The following is a 15,446-nucleotide window of genomic DNA, read 5'->3' as shown; positions in this document are numbered from 1 at the left end:
GATAATGGAAACTGCACGTCACGTTAATAACGTTAAGGGATAAGTTAAGGGCGTCCCTTCGTGGTATCGTGGGCCCCAAAAGGAACCGACAGGGTAAAGCGACAACCCTTGCCCGGGCTGCTCTCGATGAAGAGACTGCCCCCCATGGCTTTTGCGCGCTCCCGCAAACTCAGAAGCCCGATGCCCCTGTTGACGTTTGAATCATTTATGGTTTCCGGATCAAATCCCCGGCCCGGATCGCTGACCCAAATTGTGAACTGCCGGTCTGCGGCAGAAAGAACGACCCGTGCGCTATTGGCAGCGGAATGCTTGGCCGTGTTAAACAACAGTTCCTGCACCGCACGAAAGAGAAACACCCGCAGGGTTTCATCTTCAATGGAATATGCTTCATCGGTATCGAGTTGGACCTCAAGCCCGAATTGTTCTTTCATCCGCGAGACAAGCCATTTCAGTGCCGCGCTCAGGCCGGAATGGTAGACAATTACAGGGCTCAGTTCAGCCGAGAGAGACCGGGATTTTTCAATGGACGCTTTGAGCAGATCCTCGACTTTTTTCAATATTGGCCGGGAGGACAAATCCTGGCAGAACCCCTGCAGATGAAGCTTCGCACTGGCGAGAATCTGTTGTAAATCATTGTGCAAAACCTCGGCTATTTTTCGCCTTTCTTTTTCCTCCGCTTTTATCAGCTCCACGGCCAGGGACCGAAGTTGACCGGCCTGCTCTTTGATCAACCGGGTGCGGTCTTCCACCCGCTGCTCAAGGGTATCATTTAATTGCATCAGTTCTGTTTCAGCCTGCTTTCGCCTGGAGATGTCGGTCATCACCAGGCGGCAAAACGGCGTGCCGTTTTCATCCCGGGCCACAGTCGCATCGAGTCTTACCCAGAAAGGCGGGTCGTCCGCCCGCACCATCCGCAGTTCGCAAAACAAAGGCTCGCCGGTTTCAATAAGTTTTTTACGGTTCAGGTAGTAGGTGTCCTGGTCTTGTTTGAGGATATACCGGGAGATCGGATGCCCGGTCAGGGCGCCCCGGGCCACATTCAGCAATGTGGCGGCGGTGAGATTGGCCTCCAGTATAAACCCCTTTTCGCTGATCGTACAATAGCCCACCGGGGCAAGATCGTAGAGGTCAAAATAGCGCGCCTGGGAGTCATGCAGCGCCGCCTGGGTGCGGCGCAGTTCTTCGTTTTGCATTTCCAGCTCGATCTGGTGAATCCGCAGTTCGTGTAGCATCTGCCGGCTTTCTTCGGCTGACAGATCCATAAGCTCATCGGATGAGTGGGGCGCCTTTTCCCGGGCTCTTTTTTCGGCCTCCCGGCGTAGTTCTGCGTTGGTATCGGGAAAGCTGTTTTTTCCGGTCATTGTGTTTTTTCCGTATTTTCCTGCCCGGTGATATCTTTAAATGCCAGCAGAATAAAGGCCGGTTCGTTTTCCTCGCCTATCATGCGCGCATTGAGCCGAATGGAGCGAAATCCGATGGATTCAAATTCATGCGATAGCACATAATTTTCCACCACCGAATTGCCGGGCAGAAGTTTTTCCAGCAGTTTGCGCAGCCCCGGGATATCCCACCGGCGATTGTCCAGATCATAAACCGATTGTCCCAGGGCTTTGTCGGATGCCATCTGAAAGGTGCGTAAAAAGGCGTGGTTGGCCGAGACAACCTGCAAATCGGCATCCAGCACCAGCGCTGGTTCGTGTAATATGGCGACAATGGCCCCGGTCACCCGGGTGTACGCCTCTTGAAGCGCTTTCTGCGCCTGTTTCGCCTTATGGATGTCTGAAAATGTGATTACCGCCCCTTCGATCACGTTGTTTAATGTCCGGTAGGGCAAAATGCGCATCAAGTACCACGTACCCTCCAGGGTTTGCACTTCCACCTCTTTTGTTATCAGGTTGTCTAAAACCGCCTGTGTGTCTTCCGTCAGCGTATCGTAGCCCGAAAGGTTGGAGACGAGGTGCCCCACGGGCCGCCCGGTGTCGCTTTGAATCAGGTTGATGATCCGGGTGGCGGCGGGGGTAAAGCGCAGGATGCGCAGATCATGATCCACAAACACCGAAGCGATTCCGGTGCCGGCCAGCAGGTTGTTCATGTCGTTGTTGGCCCGTGTCAGATCGGCGACTTTGTCCTCCAATTCGGCATTGACCGTGGACAATTCCTCGTTTACCGACTGCAGCTCTTCCTTGGAAGTTTCCAGTTCCTCATTGGCGGATTGCAATTCCTCGTTATACGACTGCATCTCCTCGTTGGAGGTTCTGAGTTCTTCGTTGGCGGTTTCCAGCTCTTCGTTGGTGGTCTCGATGTACTCTTCCTTGGCCTGCAATTCCTGCCGCAGCGCGGCAATGGTTGCCTGCTCTTCACTGCCGGTCTCAATGCCCTTGAGCGTATCCGGCTGTGAAAATGCACCTGGGCTCGCTTTTTCCGGTGGACGCGCTACAGACTGTTCCATCATAACGAGGATCAGGGGCGCTTCGGGGCTTTCTTCAGTGCTTGCCGGTTTTCCGGCATACCATTGGGACGGCAGGGGACGAACAGTGAGATCAATCGTCGTATAATCGCCGTTGGTTTTTACCTTCAGGTGCGGACAGCGCACAATCTCCACGCCTGCAGCGGCTTTGCGCAGGGCTACTGTTAGATCCCGGCGAAAACCTTCCCGGGCCATCCGGAGAATGTTGTTGACAGCGCTCTCGCCCGGGGCCGGTTCCAGGTATAAACCGGTGCGGCCGTGGAGGTAAAGGATGTCGCCGTTGCTTCTGACCAGCGCGGCGGCCGGCGAGACCTGCTGCAAAAGCGCCTTTTCGGTTATCTCCCGCAGCGACGGCTCTCCGGGTGTGGCCATTTTCCGCGGGGCATACGGAAGCGGCTCATCCCCCTTCATCATCGGCGGTATAAATTTATACAGGTCCGTCTGGTATGAATCTGTTTTGCGCTGGTAGATCTTGGCTTTGCGGTCCTTGGTGGTAAAGAGACCGGTAAATTCCCCCACGGTCTCGGAGGAACCCAGAAAAAGAAACCCGCCCGGGTTCAAGGCATAATGAAAAAGGGGAATGATCTTTTTCTGCAGTTCGGCGCCCATATAGATCATCAGATTGCGGCAGGTGATCAGGTCGAGCTTTGAAAACGGCGGATCCTTGATGATATTTTGCTCGGAAAGGATCATCATGTCGCGGATATCTTTATTGATGCGGTAGAGACTGTCGCCGGGTTCCCTGGTAAAGAAGCGGGACAATCGCTCCGGTGAAATATCTGCGGCGATGCTGGCCGGATAGAGGCCGGCGCGGGCCGTGGCAATGGACTGGCTGTCGATATCGGTGGCAAATACCTGGATCCTGGGGGGGTTACTTAGCGAACGCTTGTGCTCGGCCAGCAGAATCGCAAGGGAATAGGCTTCCTCGCCGGTGGAGCAGCCGGACGTCCACACGCGAATCGTGTCTTTTGCGGATTTTTCCGAAAAAAGTTTCGGAATGACCTGTTCTTCTATGGCCTTGAAAGCCTCCGGGTCGCGGAAAAAGTTGGTGACCCCGATCAGCATGTCGCGAAAAAGGGCGTCGATCTCGGCAGATTTTTTCTGCAGATACCTGACGTATTCATCCAGGCTTTCGATCTGATGCATGGCCATGCGGCGTTCAATGCGGCGATGGACCGTGCTTGGTTTATACTTGCTGAAATCGTGGCCCGCATGGGTTCGAATCAGGATAAAAATTTTTTTTAGGGACTGTTCATCCCCGAGCAAAGGCCGGCCCGTGTCCTGGCTGTCCGGCGTTGGGATTGCCCGGGCCGCATATTCGATAATCTGAGCGGCCATATCCGCCGGGGCAAGTGCATAGTCCACCAGGTTGGTCGCAAGGGCGCTTCGGGGCATACCGTCAAATTGAGTTGTTTCGGGGCTCTGGACCATGGCCATGCCCCCCTCGCTTTTGATGGCCCGCAGGCCCAGGGTGCCGTCGCTGCCGGTGCCCGATAGTATGATGCCAATGGCCCGTTCGCCCAGGTCCTGGGCCAGTGTTCGAAAGAAATAGTCGATGGGCATCCGCTGGCCGCGGGGACTTGTCGGTTCAAGTAGTTGAAGGGCACCGCCTATTAAGCCCATATCTTTGCCGGGCGGGATGATGTAGGTGCTGTTGGGGCGGACGGCCATGCCGTCTTCGACTTCAAAGACTTCCATGCGGGTATAGCGCTGGATCAGTTCTGTGAGAAGACTTTTGTGATCCGGTGCCAAATGCTGCACAATGACAAAGGCCATGTTTGGATCGTTGCCTTTGGGCATGCCGGAAAAAAAGGCTTCAAATGCCGCCAGCCCTCCGGCTGAAGCCCCGATGCCCACGATGGGAAAAGCGGGGGTGGAGGCGCCATTGCCCGCCTTGTCATCCTCCGGCGCGGTTGCCGGTTTGGCTTTATCTTTTTTCCCGCTTGTCACTGTTTCCGTTTCATTCTGTCTTTTTTATGATAAATAAATGCAACTTCATAGCTGTAAAACTATGGCAGTATTCCTTTACAGTGTCAAGCAGACAGCAATTCTCAGCACGGTAAATTTGTTCTATCTATTTTTCAGGCGGGCACGGTGGCCCGCCCTGATCGTGCAATAGCCGACCGGAGCCAGGTCGTAGAGGTCGAAATAACGTGCCCGGGAAGCATCCAGTTCCGCCTGGGCCCGGCGCAGCTCTTCATTCTGCAGTTCCAGTTCGATCTGGTGAACCTGCAGACGGTGTGATCGTCAACGATCATAATTCGTATCATCTTTGGTAACCTCGTAAGGAGCAAGGGCCTTGAAAGAACAATGCTGTGACAAATTTAAATATTTTTATTACTGTTGTCCAAAACATTTTCAATTCCAGGGGTCCAGATTTAATATCCGTTATTATTGTAAGGATTGAAATCATATGCCGGTATTTGCAACCCGGCCGGATCGGAATTAGAATTTAATAAAGGCGTTTGCCGTTGCCCCAAACGGGTTTCCAGCACTCGGAAAATCAAGAAAGAAGCCATGGGCCCGCAAATTTTCCTTTCCAAAAAGCCCAAATGCGGATGAGAAATAACTTTTTAGAATTTTATCATTATAATCGGTTGTGGAGAACAAAAATCTGTTTGAACAGAACCGGGGCGCCGCCGAAACCGTATTATGATCCATGAACAAAAAACGGTAATTGCCGGCGGCGTGAAAGTTAAACAAAAGGGCATTGAAATGGAAACTTCTTTTAATGATGAAATTTCGCGACATCGCAATTACAGCCGCCGTGAATTTTTGGCATTATCCGCTTTCGCCGCCGCCGGTTTTCTGGCTGGATGCGCGATCAACCCGGTTACCGGACAAAGACAATTGATGCTGGTATCCAAAGATTGGGAAATTGAAGTGGATCAAGAGAACGCACCCCATCAATTTTCCACGGACTATGGAACGCTTCAGGATGATGCGCTGAATAAATACCTGCACCAGGTCGGCAAGGAGATGGCCCCACACACCCACCGCCCCGGTATGCCTTATTCCTTTCAAGGGGTCAATGCAACCTACATCAATGCCTATGCCTTCCCCGGAGGAAGCATTGCGGTCACCCGTGGTATCCTGCTCTCCCTTGAAAGTGAAGCCGAACTTGCCGCCCTGCTGGGACACGAAATGGGTCATGTGAATGCCCGGCACACCGCTCAGCAAATGTCTAAAGGCATGCTGACCCAGGCCGTTGTGGGGGGGATTGCCGTTTATGCCGGAACCAAGGGGGAACATTACGGCCAGGCAGCAGCCCAACTCGGCATGCTCGGGGCCGGGGCGCTTCTTGCTTCCTACAGCCGCGACAACGAACGCGAAGCCGACCGGCTGGGCATGACCTATATGACCCGAAGCGGGTATGGTTCGGAAGGCTTCGTACAACTCATGAGCATGCTAAACGGTCTCCATACGGGAAACGCCGGAGCGGCTTCTCTCCTGTTTTCCACCCATCCCATGAGCCGGGAACGATACGACACTGCCGTTGACATGAAAAACAATGAATTTTCGAGTTTTGCCTCCCAGCCGTTGTTTCGGGAACGATACATGGACCATACCGCGGCCCTTCGAGCGCTGGAGCCCGCCATTGCGCTCTTTCAACAAGCCGAAGAATCGATGGCGCGGGAGGATTATGATCAAGCCGAAACTTCTTTTAATCAGGGATTAAAACTCGCCCCAAGAGATTACGCCGGGCTTGTTATGATGGCCAAATGCCAGATGGTAAAGGAAAAATATGACAAGGCACTTCGATTTTCCGAAAAAGCTAAGCAGGTGTATCCCCGGGAGGCCCAGGCGAACCACCTCAGCGGATTCGCCAAAATCAGGCTGAAAAAATTCGATCAGGCGGTGGCGGATTTCACCGCCTACGAAACCAAACTTCCCGGTAATCCGAACACCATTTTTTTCAGAGGTTATGCTTACGAGGGCATGGGCAACAAGCAGAAATCCGCCGAAGATTATTACCATTATCTCCAACAGGTAAACGAGGGGGACCAGGCCAAGTATGCATACCAGCGATTAGTGGAATGGGGCGTGATCAAGCTTTAAAGACTTGATATCGATCCCGTCCTGCTTGCTTGGCCTGATACATGGCGATATCGGCATTTTTTAAGAGAACAGCCTCATCTGTCCCATCACGGGGATAGACAGCAATACCGATACTCGTTGTCACAATCAGTTGATGGGCATTAATGAGAAAGGGCTTGCGAAAACTTTCAACGATCTTTTGTGCAGGCCGGCCCGCATGGTCTTCTCCCTTCAGATCAGGTAAAATCAGCACAAACTCGTCGCCGCCGAAGCGCGCAATGGTATCACTCTTCCTGAGTGCGTTGCTTAGCCGCTCTGTGATTGCTTTGAGAAGAAGATCTCCCGTGTCATGGCCCAAAGTATCGTTTACGTCCTTGAAATTATCGAGATCAAGCATTATGACTGCGACATTATTTTGATTCCTCCCGGCCTGCGCGAAGGCGATACCCAGGCGATCAGAAAAGAGCTTCCGGTTGGGAAGACCTGTCAGGGAATCATGGTAGGCCATCTGCCGGATGGTCTCCTCGGCCTGCTTGCGCTCGGAGATGTCGCGGATAATACCCACTGCATGCCACCTGCCCTTAAGCCGCACACTGGAAAGGGATAATTCCACGGAAAATTCTTCCCCGCTTTTCCGCAGCGCTTTTAACTCCAGTGTTTTTCCAACGGCATCGCTCCGGCCGGAACGCTGGAATTCCGGAAAGACCGCGCCATGTATCTCTTTATAACGAGAAGGGACCAGCATGGGAATAAGGTCCTGCCCGATCGCCTCATCGCTTGTGTAGCCAAAAATATGCTCAGCCGCAGGATTCCAGTAGGAAATCCGTCCTTCGGCATCCATCACCACAATGGCATCCTGGGCCGACTCGTTGATGGCGCGCACCAGTGATTCGTTTTCTCCCAATTTCCTCTCGGAACTTCCATGCAGTCTTCGCCCGAACTCCAGGCCAACCAGGCCAAAGAAACCGACCAACACATGAACAATGGCCAGCCCGGTTCGCTGTGTCCGGGCCTGAGACAAATAAGTTGCCAGCGGCACGGACACGCTGACGCCACCGCGAATGTCACCAATGGCATATCCCTGATGGGCATGGCACTTGAGGCACTTCTCCTCTGTAACCATAGGCCGCATCAACCGGAAATAGGGCTGACCGGCTATGGTTTCCACGGAAGTAGCCTGTTCGGCGCCTTTTTGGAACGACAACAGGGCCTCGGTTTCCCAGGCGTCCGCAGCGTTTTCCGGACGAAGGGGGTCCAGGCTCGTAATATGCCCCCTCATGCCGTATTGCTGACGCCCCAGTTCATGCACTTGGCGGGTCATATAGGCTGGATTGATCAGAGTGAGTTGTTTGCCGGAGGTAGTTACTACATCCCGGTCTGGAAGATGGCTCAGGTAGGGGTTGGGTGGGGTTGCCTTGGTGACCGGGACATACACCCCGCCATGCATGGCGCCCCATCGGCGATAGACCACGTCCTTTTCAAACGAGAACTGAGCTGCGTTTTCAACCAGGACCATCATGGAATCACCGACCTGATGCCAGTTCCATACAAAGGAGGCCGCGATAACAACGATCCAGATTATCCCGGTCAAGAATATTAAATGGCCGGCTCTCAGTGAGGTTTGCAAAAACCGCTTATTCACTTTACCCCTCAACCGCCTTTCGCACTTTTATCGCCAGCTCTGTAATGGAAAAGGGTTTCTGGATATAACGCACACCTTCTTCCAAAATCCCGTGACGAACGATGACATTGGATGTATATCCGGACATGAAAAGCGTTTTCATATCCGGGTAAAGACTGTTGGCCTGAGTGGCAAAATCACGTCCGTTTATCTCCGGCATGATCACATCGGTTATAAGCAGATCGATGGCGCCGCCCTGGGCTTTGATCAATGTCAACGCTTTATGGACTGAATTTGATGCCAGCACCTTGTATCCCGGTTTTTCAAGTATTATGCATTTTCCTTTTGGCTTTTTTGTTTTCGTTTTTCTTTCGGCGTGCTTTTGCTTTTTTTCTGTTCTTCGCGTTTGCCTTTATCTTTTTTCCCTTTGTCTCCCATCCTGCGGTCCTTTCCCGTTTGGAATCGATAAAACCGTTTGGATAATTTCGGCTGCCGAAAAACGGACGCGCCCGAAAGTATCCTTATACCTCATACCTCTGCCATCAGTTCAACAACAACAGCCTATCACTGGGCCATCGCCGCCTTTGCCCTGTTCACCGCCGCCTGAATATCCTTTATCTCATATTTGAGATGGCTGCCCTTGCTGGCTACTTCACGGGCCAGTGGTTCAATGGCTTCGATGCCCTTTGGCGTCAGGTCGTTTGAAAGATACGTCTGGATTTCCTTAAGGTCAGAGACGTAAGCATTGAGCCCCTCCTTTACCCCGATGCTGTTTGTGGCGATCTCCCCGTATATCCTGCTGAGCTCGAATCGGCGTTGTTCACTGAGCTGCTGTATCCGCGGATTTTTATATTTATCGCCTTCTTTCTGCCACTCTTCGAAATAATCCTTGCCTCTGGCATTCATTTCATCGGTGTGCCTGGTAAAGCTTTTCTCCATTTTCTCCATTTTTGAGACGTTTTCCGTAAACAGCTGAAAGGCCTTTTCCACGTCGGAGTTATCCGGTTTTACAAGTTCTCTGAGCGACGCCCCTGTTGCATCCAGCTGAACGAGAAGCAATTTGATATTGCCGTCCATTTCTGTCATGGAGGTTTTTGCCTTTGTTGAACGCTCCATACCGGTCGTGGCGCAGCCGGCCATGCCGATAGCGGCTGTGATGACAATTGCCAGTGAAATCAACATCAATTGATTTAATCTTTTCATTTTCAAATCCTTTCGGTTGGTTTTGCGAAATAGAAGCGGCACCACCATGATGCCGACCATCTCCACTAATTTTAATGCAACTTATACGCCAAGTTCCCGGCTTGCGTCAGCATGACTCCATTATTCTGATTTTTCATGGTTAATTGGCTGAAGCCCGCTTGCAGGCAGCCATTAACAAGTAAACAAAGTGCTCATATTTAACCAGTGATCAAATATGACCTTTTTCCGGTCTTGGGGGCGGCTCCGAAAAATTCGTTTACACGCGACCCAATGCCTGATATTTATTACGGGTGTTAAAAGTATTTTGTGCTGTACCACAAAAAGCGCCCCGGCATTTGCCCCGGCGCGGTGGGCCAATGAAAAAAAGACAAAACCCTCATGTTTGAACTTGAACACAATAACAGCTCCGGAACCGAACTTTTCCAGCCGGAAACAGAGTTTGGCCAGGGACTGGCCGTTGTCTCACAAGACGGCAAGATCCTTTACTGCAACCGCCGGTTTGCAGACTTTGCAAACACCCCGCCCGAACAGATCACAGGGGCAAGCATAGCCGATATGGTTCAAAAACCAGATCCTCCATCTGACTGTCTGAAAACCCGAGATTTTTTGCAAACCCTCTGGCCAGTTCAGCGGCGCGCTCCAAAGATTGTCCAGATCCGGCCATTTGGTCCGCACCCGGCGCATCAGCGATGACAAGACGATCTCCTGGTTTCTGCGGCTTTCGGCCAGCTTGTTTTCATACATCGGCTCCTCGGCCTCCCTTTTGCTGAGCCGCGTCCATGGCTTTTTTAATCGACCGGCGCCAGGCCGGCGAAAACATCATCTGCCCGGCAACCCGGCCCAGCAGTTTTTCTGCGGGCACGCCCGCCACCTGCGCATATTTCGCATTGACATACGTATAGCACCGCTGCGCATCAAGGCGCGCCATAAGATCCGGATAAGCGTCCACAATTGCCCGGGCCTGATTTGTCATTTTTTTTCCCACGTCCTGCTGCAATAAATTCCTATGGTTTGAATACTTGAATATATTTCTTCAACAGCCTGTTGACAAACCGAAAACCCCTGAGCCGGCTCCGGCCGGAAAAGGGCAAACCCTTTTAAACACTAATCTTTGCAATTTTTTTTAGACATCATCGGCATTGCTCCCGGCGTGCGCATGGATTGGGGATATCTCTAAGGCTCGCTGCGCAGCGCCCTGGAAACTCGCCTGCGGCTCAAACAGTCCAGGTCGCTTTTGCTTCGCTTCGCCTTGAGATATCACCCAATCCATGCAATCGGCCTTTCGCAATTGCCGGTGATGTCCAGATAATAATGCAAAGATTAGTAATAGAATTTATTGCCGCAGGTACATGGGGTATTTCTTGTTATTTGACCTGAATTGCCCTATATTAAGGAGCGCTGGCGGATCGCCGAGGTGCTCCACGATGATCTCCAGCAGATACTGGCCAGTGCCAAGCTGCATCTGCAGGTTGCCTGCGAGGATTTTTCCGCACAGCCGGGATTGGCCAAAGTCGACGATCTGCTCAAACAATCAATTGAAAAAACCCGCAACCTGTCCCTTGAGCTAAGCCCGGTTGCGGTTTACCAGTCAGGCCTGCACGAGGCATTGCAGTGGCTTGCATCCCGTATGAAAGAGCAGTTTGGACTCGATGTACATATCGAAGCGGCTGATTTCAGTGGTGTCGGGGACGAATTCATAAGAGTGTTTTTCTTCCGGGCGATCCAGGAGCTGTTGTTTAACGCGGCCAAGTATTCCGGTGTAAAAAACGTCCTTGTAAAGCTTTCGGATTCCGGTGATCAGATGGCCATCACTGTCAGCGACCAGGGCGACTCCGGGGATCGGTGCAAAAAAAGGGCGAGGGAGGAGAAGTCTCCCTCGCCCTATGCGCATTTTCCGGCAGAATTGCTTTAGAAAGCCACCTTCCTTTTCCTCAGGTAATAAATAGATGTGAGGCCCATAATCGTCATGAAGATGATCATTCCCCACTCGGAAAGCGTGGGGATCGGCGTTACTGTGGAAAATTTGTTTTCAATCGTGACGGTAATGGTCTTGCCCGCGTCCGCCTCCGTGATTGTTAATTGGTTGTCGACCAGGGTCCCGCCGCCGCTGACGCTGAAACTGGGAGTGTACCCATCCGGCCCGGTCTCTGTAATCGTATAAACGCCCACCGGCACATTCTCCGGCCCTACCGGCGTTGTACCCGTGACAACCGTTGGTCCGGTGGATGCGTCGCCAGTTGCCGTCAGAAAGAAATCTGTTGCTGAGGCGGTGCCGCCGTCCACAGTTTTTTCCAAGATCAGCTGTGCCGGGCTCAAAGGGCAAATAGGGACAGTAATTAAATTTGTATCTGTCGTGACTGTTCCGCCAAATGCCAGGGCTCTTCCTAACAAGTTCGCATTCTCTCCTATCGTAATACCGGCAGGATCAAGGATATTTCCCACGAATTCAGTATTTGCCCCAATTGTTGTGGCCTCAGCAGGAGCCCAAAATACATCGTATTCGCAGATGTCACCCTCCAATACAATTTGGGTATCGGCTCCTGTATTAAGCGCCCCGCCTGGCTTGAAGATGTAAACGCCGGGCCCACTGAGTGTCACCGCTTGGTTTACGGTGATATTCATTGCGCCGCCGGAGGAATAACAACCAGGAGTAAATACTCCCGGACCATTCCCAATATCGATAGCGTCCAGATCAACCGCACCAGCGCCGAGACTTGTACAGACTTGACCATTCAGATCCGCCAAGGCGGCGGCTTGGTCTAATCCCGCTTGCTGATATGTAGCATTTGCCACATGTGTCGTGCCGTTCACCGTGGGCGTTACAGCCGGTCCGGTAGTATACCCAAGATCTCCGTCGATAATGGTTCCCGCCACCGTGTTGGTATAAGTATCTGCAAGAACACCAAATGTGCCTGCCGTTCCAAGGTCCGGCGCGTCGGCGGCCATTACCTGGGATGATCCGTAAAGAAATACAGCGACCCCCAAGCTTAGTAAAATAATCCATCTGATCTTTCGGTTAAGAATCTTTATGGTATGAAACATTCCCGGTACCTCCTTATGGCTTTTATTCGAATTGTTGAACCTGCCCCAACTTGAGCAAGCGTCTATTGGTGACTTTGTAGTATACTTCGTATGGACGGAACATGTCAATGAAAATAAGACGCTGTTATCAATAAGTTTCCTACCCGCCCTTCCTTAATTTGTCTTTTACTCTTCATCGGAACAAAGGGGACTACCGTGGTGATCGTTGGCATGTTGACAGGTTTGTTCTCCGCCGCAAGGGCACGACCCCCAAAAAGCCTCTTGTATTAATATATTCAATTTGTGTGCCATGACTTCAAACTTGGCCAATAGAATATAACTGCCCGATTTTTAATAATAATAATCGATTCATGAGTTGCGGCAGGGCGATCCGCAGCCCTGAAAAAAGGTCATATTTTACCACATGATCATATGTGCCCTTAACTTTAGATCACTTTAAACTTTAGTCATTTTGCACTCTAGGTGCAAATTTCAAGCATAGCCTAAGGTCTCTGACCAGGCCCAAAGAACCGGGTTTTTCGGGGATACAGGCAGGAAAAATAATAGGCTGCAAACGGCAACAAGACCACGCCAAACTTGAGCATTCCGGCGGGGGGGGACAAATGGAAAACCTCAATCAGCAAGACCGCAAGAATCAGCATCGTGAAAGCAGCCAGTATCCCCGAAACCGTGAAGAAAATTTTTCGCGTAAGCGGCATCCCGGGAGTCGGCCCAACCAGGCAGATCCAGATAAAGACCTGAAAATCTATCATAAAACTGATTGTTTGTTGCGGATCGCAGAACAACATCTGTGTACCGGAAATCCGCAGGGTCAAAAACGGAATCAGGAAATGGCGCGTTACCCATCCCAGCCCTGAAGCCAGTATCATTCCGATCCCACCGCTTGCCAGAAAAAGACAAAGGAACCTTTTGTAAGTCGTTAACCGCAATTGGGTGCACCAGAGATAGGCTGTTCCGGCGAAAAGGACCATGGCAAGAACGATCTGGCCATAGAAATTGTAGGCAACGTTGACCCCTTTTGATTGAAGCCCAAGGGTAACGGCAATTAAACAGGCCCGGAGCAAATGATATCCGTAAAAAAAGGGGACGAAGCATAGGACAATGATGAGGGCGCGTTTCCACCATCGGGCCGGCCAGGCAAAGATAAACGCCACAAAGACGACCACCATCGGGCTGGAAAGGCAGCCTTCTATCAGCTTGACCGGAGAAGCGGAAAATTGCGCGTGAGGGTCATTTGAAAAGAAACGGGTCACGGCTGACAACAGCCAAACCGTGTGGGCCTCGACCGCCTGTTTAACAAAAAGACCCAGTGGACTTTCCAGAAATATCCGGTAGAGCTGGAATCCGCAGATGTAACCGACACAAAAAAGCGATACGGCCCGTACAAGCTGCCGGTTGTTTTTTAGAAAAGAAACCCGGCCCCCTTGCTGCGAATTTTTTGCCCACCACAGCATGACCGTTGTCATGCCGGCAATCACAACTATCTGACCAATGATGAGGTGAAAGGCATCTATGGCCCCGGGAAACCGGGAACCAACCAGCACGATCAGGCTGGTTCGGAACAGGTTCAGCGTCAAAAGCGCGGCCAGGCCGAAAAACAGGCCCTTGAGCCGCCATGTCCACGTGGATGGAAATGGGAGCACGGCTGCCGCAAACATCATAAAGACAAAGGTTCCGGTACACGACTCAGCAATCTCAAGCCTTCCCGAATTCGTAATGATTGTCGAACCCGTCTGCTCCAGGCTGACCCCCAGAAGAGATAATACCGATATTGTGGCAGTGGTATTCCAAAAGGCGAGCCTGCCTGAAACAAGTTCCTGAAACCATTGGCTCTGGTCCATCCAATAGAAACCGGCCGCCAGGGCCATGAAGGATAAAAGCCATCGAATGCTTTCTTTATTCATGCGGGGGTCTCCGGCAATCCGCATGGCTGATGAAATTTTGATTCATTACGGGAAAATCCACTTTTTTTTAGTTTTGGGAAATGTCTATAAAAGCAGATTCTCAATTTTGACGCCACACATTTTTTACAGGCTTCATCAGCCGATACGAAATTCTGAAATAGGGCCGATGAGGCCGAAGACACTCAACAGCCAGATAACAACGACAATAACCACCACGACATTTAAAATTTTCTTTATATTGGCCTGCATCGGTATGAAGCTGTTAATCAGCCACAATATCAACCCAACGACGACCAACGTAATCACTAAATGAATTAACGGCATTGCTTTTCCTCCTTATTAGGGTTTGCGGATATTGAGCTTGCGCATTCGGGCGCGAAGGGTGCTGCGGTCAAGGCTCAGGATGACTGACCCCGTCGATTTGTTTTGTGTTTTTAAGGAATTTGGACACCATGTCCGTGTTACGTTCCGATTCCCAGAACACAGATGCATTACGGCTGGTGATGCGACTGGCGGTCATGTTTATGGAACGGGCAAAGGCGTTGTAAACAAACCGGTCAAGCACCTGCCTGCCTTTTTCCCGTGCAAGACGGCGTGCCAATTTCCTGGCGCCAAACTGCAGGGCTATACTTCCGCCTGGCTGAATCATCTGGTCCAGCAATGCCATGCCAAGCTCGGCATTGTGCATGGAATCTTTCACAACGTCAAAATTCGTCATTTCCCATCTGGGCACTTTGTCCACCCCCAGGTCCCCGGGCGTTATCAAATCATCATCTATGCAGTCCATGAGCCAGGCAAGGGTTCCGCCTGCGGAGATAGCATCAAAGCCCAGGCGGTCGGCATGGTGGTTGAGCTGTTCATCAGCCCGCTGATCAAAGATACCGCACAAGGGTCCCATGGTCTGATACGGTTCATAATCTTTTTTAAAGCGGCCGTGCATTTTTTTGCAGACCGCAGCGCACGGTTCACCGCAATTGTGCTGCTGCTTGGTTTGGATGGTCTCCTCGTTGAACTGCTTGAGGTGCGGTAAAAGCCGGTGGCGGCATCTATCATAAGCACTTTGAGTTTATGTTTGTTATCAGACATTTCAAACTTTTCCCCGGTGTTTGCAACTGATAATCAGGCGCTGATGATTTTAAACGAGTTGGTATGCATATCCATGGCCGGTTCA

13 protein-coding genes are annotated in these 15,446 nt (G+C 51.5%); 3 read left to right on the top strand and 10 right to left on the bottom strand.

Annotated elements, in window-relative coordinates; translation table 11 throughout:
* Positions 1-44: 44 nt before the first annotated feature.
* Together U5L07_07035 and U5L07_07030 are read right to left on the bottom strand one after the other, a co-directional pair.
* Positions 45-1,361, bottom strand: a complete 1,317-nt coding sequence (locus U5L07_07035) for an ATP-binding protein (protein MDZ7831489.1) — start codon at positions 1,359-1,361, stop codon at positions 45-47.
* On the bottom strand, positions 1,358-4,417 hold the full coding sequence (locus U5L07_07030; GenBank protein ID MDZ7831488.1) for a chemotaxis protein CheB: 3,060 nt from the start codon (positions 4,415-4,417) through the stop codon (positions 1,358-1,360). The genes U5L07_07035 and U5L07_07030 overlap by 4 nt, the downstream gene beginning before the upstream one ends.
* 702 nt (positions 4,418-5,119) lie before the next feature.
* Here U5L07_07030 and U5L07_07025 point away from each other — a divergent pair.
* Positions 5,120-6,526, top strand: coding sequence for a M48 family metalloprotease (locus tag U5L07_07025; protein MDZ7831487.1), 1,407 nt, complete (start codon positions 5,120-5,122; stop codon positions 6,524-6,526).
* On the opposite strand, the gene U5L07_07020 is transcribed toward U5L07_07025, so the two are convergent.
* The 3 genes from U5L07_07020 to U5L07_07010 all read right to left on the bottom strand — a co-directional run bounded on the left by U5L07_07020 (position 6,516) and on the right by U5L07_07010 (position 9,329).
* On the bottom strand, positions 6,516-8,147 hold the full coding sequence (locus tag U5L07_07020; protein MDZ7831486.1) for a diguanylate cyclase: 1,632 nt from the start codon (positions 8,145-8,147) through the stop codon (positions 6,516-6,518). The two genes, U5L07_07025 and U5L07_07020, sit on opposite strands and share 11 nt — an antisense overlap.
* 1 nt (position 8,148) lies before the next feature.
* Positions 8,149-8,457, bottom strand: coding sequence for a response regulator (locus tag U5L07_07015; GenBank protein ID MDZ7831485.1), 309 nt, complete (start codon positions 8,455-8,457; stop codon positions 8,149-8,151).
* A gap of 233 nt (positions 8,458-8,690) precedes the next feature.
* On the bottom strand, positions 8,691-9,329 hold the full coding sequence (locus U5L07_07010) for a DUF2959 family protein (GenBank protein MDZ7831484.1): 639 nt from the start codon (positions 9,327-9,329) through the stop codon (positions 8,691-8,693).
* A 378-nt stretch (positions 9,330-9,707) separates the two neighbouring features.
* On the opposite strand from U5L07_07010, the gene U5L07_07005 reads away from it, so the two are divergent.
* On the top strand, positions 9,708-10,022 hold the full coding sequence (locus U5L07_07005; GenBank protein ID MDZ7831483.1) for a PAS domain-containing protein: 315 nt from the start codon (positions 9,708-9,710) through the stop codon (positions 10,020-10,022).
* Between the two features lie 43 nt (positions 10,023-10,065).
* On the opposite strand, the gene U5L07_07000 is transcribed toward U5L07_07005, so the two are convergent.
* Positions 10,066-10,302, bottom strand: a complete 237-nt coding sequence (locus tag U5L07_07000) for a PAS domain-containing protein (protein ID MDZ7831482.1) — start codon at positions 10,300-10,302, stop codon at positions 10,066-10,068.
* A 405-nt stretch (positions 10,303-10,707) separates the two neighbouring features.
* Between U5L07_07000 and U5L07_06995 the strand changes: the two genes are divergently transcribed.
* The gene (locus tag U5L07_06995) at positions 10,708-11,241 is read left to right on the top strand and encodes a histidine kinase (protein MDZ7831481.1); all 534 of its coding nucleotides are present in this window, start codon (positions 10,708-10,710) and stop codon (positions 11,239-11,241) included.
* On the opposite strand, the gene U5L07_06990 is transcribed toward U5L07_06995, so the two are convergent.
* The 4 genes from U5L07_06990 to U5L07_06975 form a co-directional block, all read right to left on the bottom strand.
* On the bottom strand, positions 11,238-12,371 hold the full coding sequence (locus U5L07_06990) for an IPTL-CTERM sorting domain-containing protein (protein MDZ7831480.1): 1,134 nt from the start codon (positions 12,369-12,371) through the stop codon (positions 11,238-11,240). The genes U5L07_06995 and U5L07_06990 overlap by 4 nt on opposite strands.
* A 482-nt stretch (positions 12,372-12,853) precedes the next feature.
* On the bottom strand, positions 12,854-14,275 hold the full coding sequence (locus U5L07_06985; GenBank protein MDZ7831479.1) for an exosortase/archaeosortase family protein: 1,422 nt from the start codon (positions 14,273-14,275) through the stop codon (positions 12,854-12,856).
* Between the two features lie 135 nt (positions 14,276-14,410).
* Entirely contained in the window at positions 14,411-14,599 is a 189-nt protein-coding gene (locus U5L07_06980) for a Thivi_2564 family membrane protein (GenBank protein ID MDZ7831478.1), read from the bottom strand.
* 67 nt (positions 14,600-14,666) lie between these two features.
* Positions 14,667-15,272: an aldehyde ferredoxin oxidoreductase C-terminal domain-containing protein gene (locus U5L07_06975; protein MDZ7831477.1), complete on the bottom strand. Its 606-nt coding sequence runs from the start codon at positions 15,270-15,272 to the stop codon at positions 14,667-14,669.
* Positions 15,273-15,446 lie beyond the last annotated feature (174 nt).

It is taken from the genome of Desulfobacterales bacterium, from assembly GCA_034520365.1.
Lineage (GTDB): Bacteria > Desulfobacterota > Desulfobacteria > Desulfobacterales > Desulfosalsimonadaceae > M55B175.
This window is presented reverse-complemented; position numbering and strand designations above follow the sequence as displayed.

Excerpts from the sequence above, each read along its gene's own strand:
- U5L07_07035 (MDZ7831489.1), bottom strand. The coding sequence starts at position 1,361 with ATGACCGGAAAAAACAGCTTTCCCGATACCAACGCAGAACTACGCCGG.
- U5L07_07025 (MDZ7831487.1), top strand. The coding sequence starts at position 5,120 with ATGATCCATGAACAAAAAACGGTAATTGCCGGCGGCGTGAAAGTTAAA.
- U5L07_07010 (MDZ7831484.1), bottom strand. The coding sequence starts at position 9,329 with ATGAAAAGATTAAATCAATTGATGTTGATTTCACTGGCAATTGTCATC.
- U5L07_07005 (MDZ7831483.1), top strand. The coding sequence starts at position 9,708 with ATGTTTGAACTTGAACACAATAACAGCTCCGGAACCGAACTTTTCCAG.
- U5L07_07000 (MDZ7831482.1), bottom strand. The coding sequence starts at position 10,302 with ATGACAAATCAGGCCCGGGCAATTGTGGACGCTTATCCGGATCTTATG.
- U5L07_06990 (MDZ7831480.1), bottom strand. The coding sequence starts at position 12,371 with ATGTTTCATACCATAAAGATTCTTAACCGAAAGATCAGATGGATTATT.
- U5L07_06985 (MDZ7831479.1), bottom strand. The coding sequence starts at position 14,275 with ATGAATAAAGAAAGCATTCGATGGCTTTTATCCTTCATGGCCCTGGCG.
- U5L07_06980 (MDZ7831478.1), bottom strand. The coding sequence starts at position 14,599 with ATGCCGTTAATTCATTTAGTGATTACGTTGGTCGTCGTTGGGTTGATA.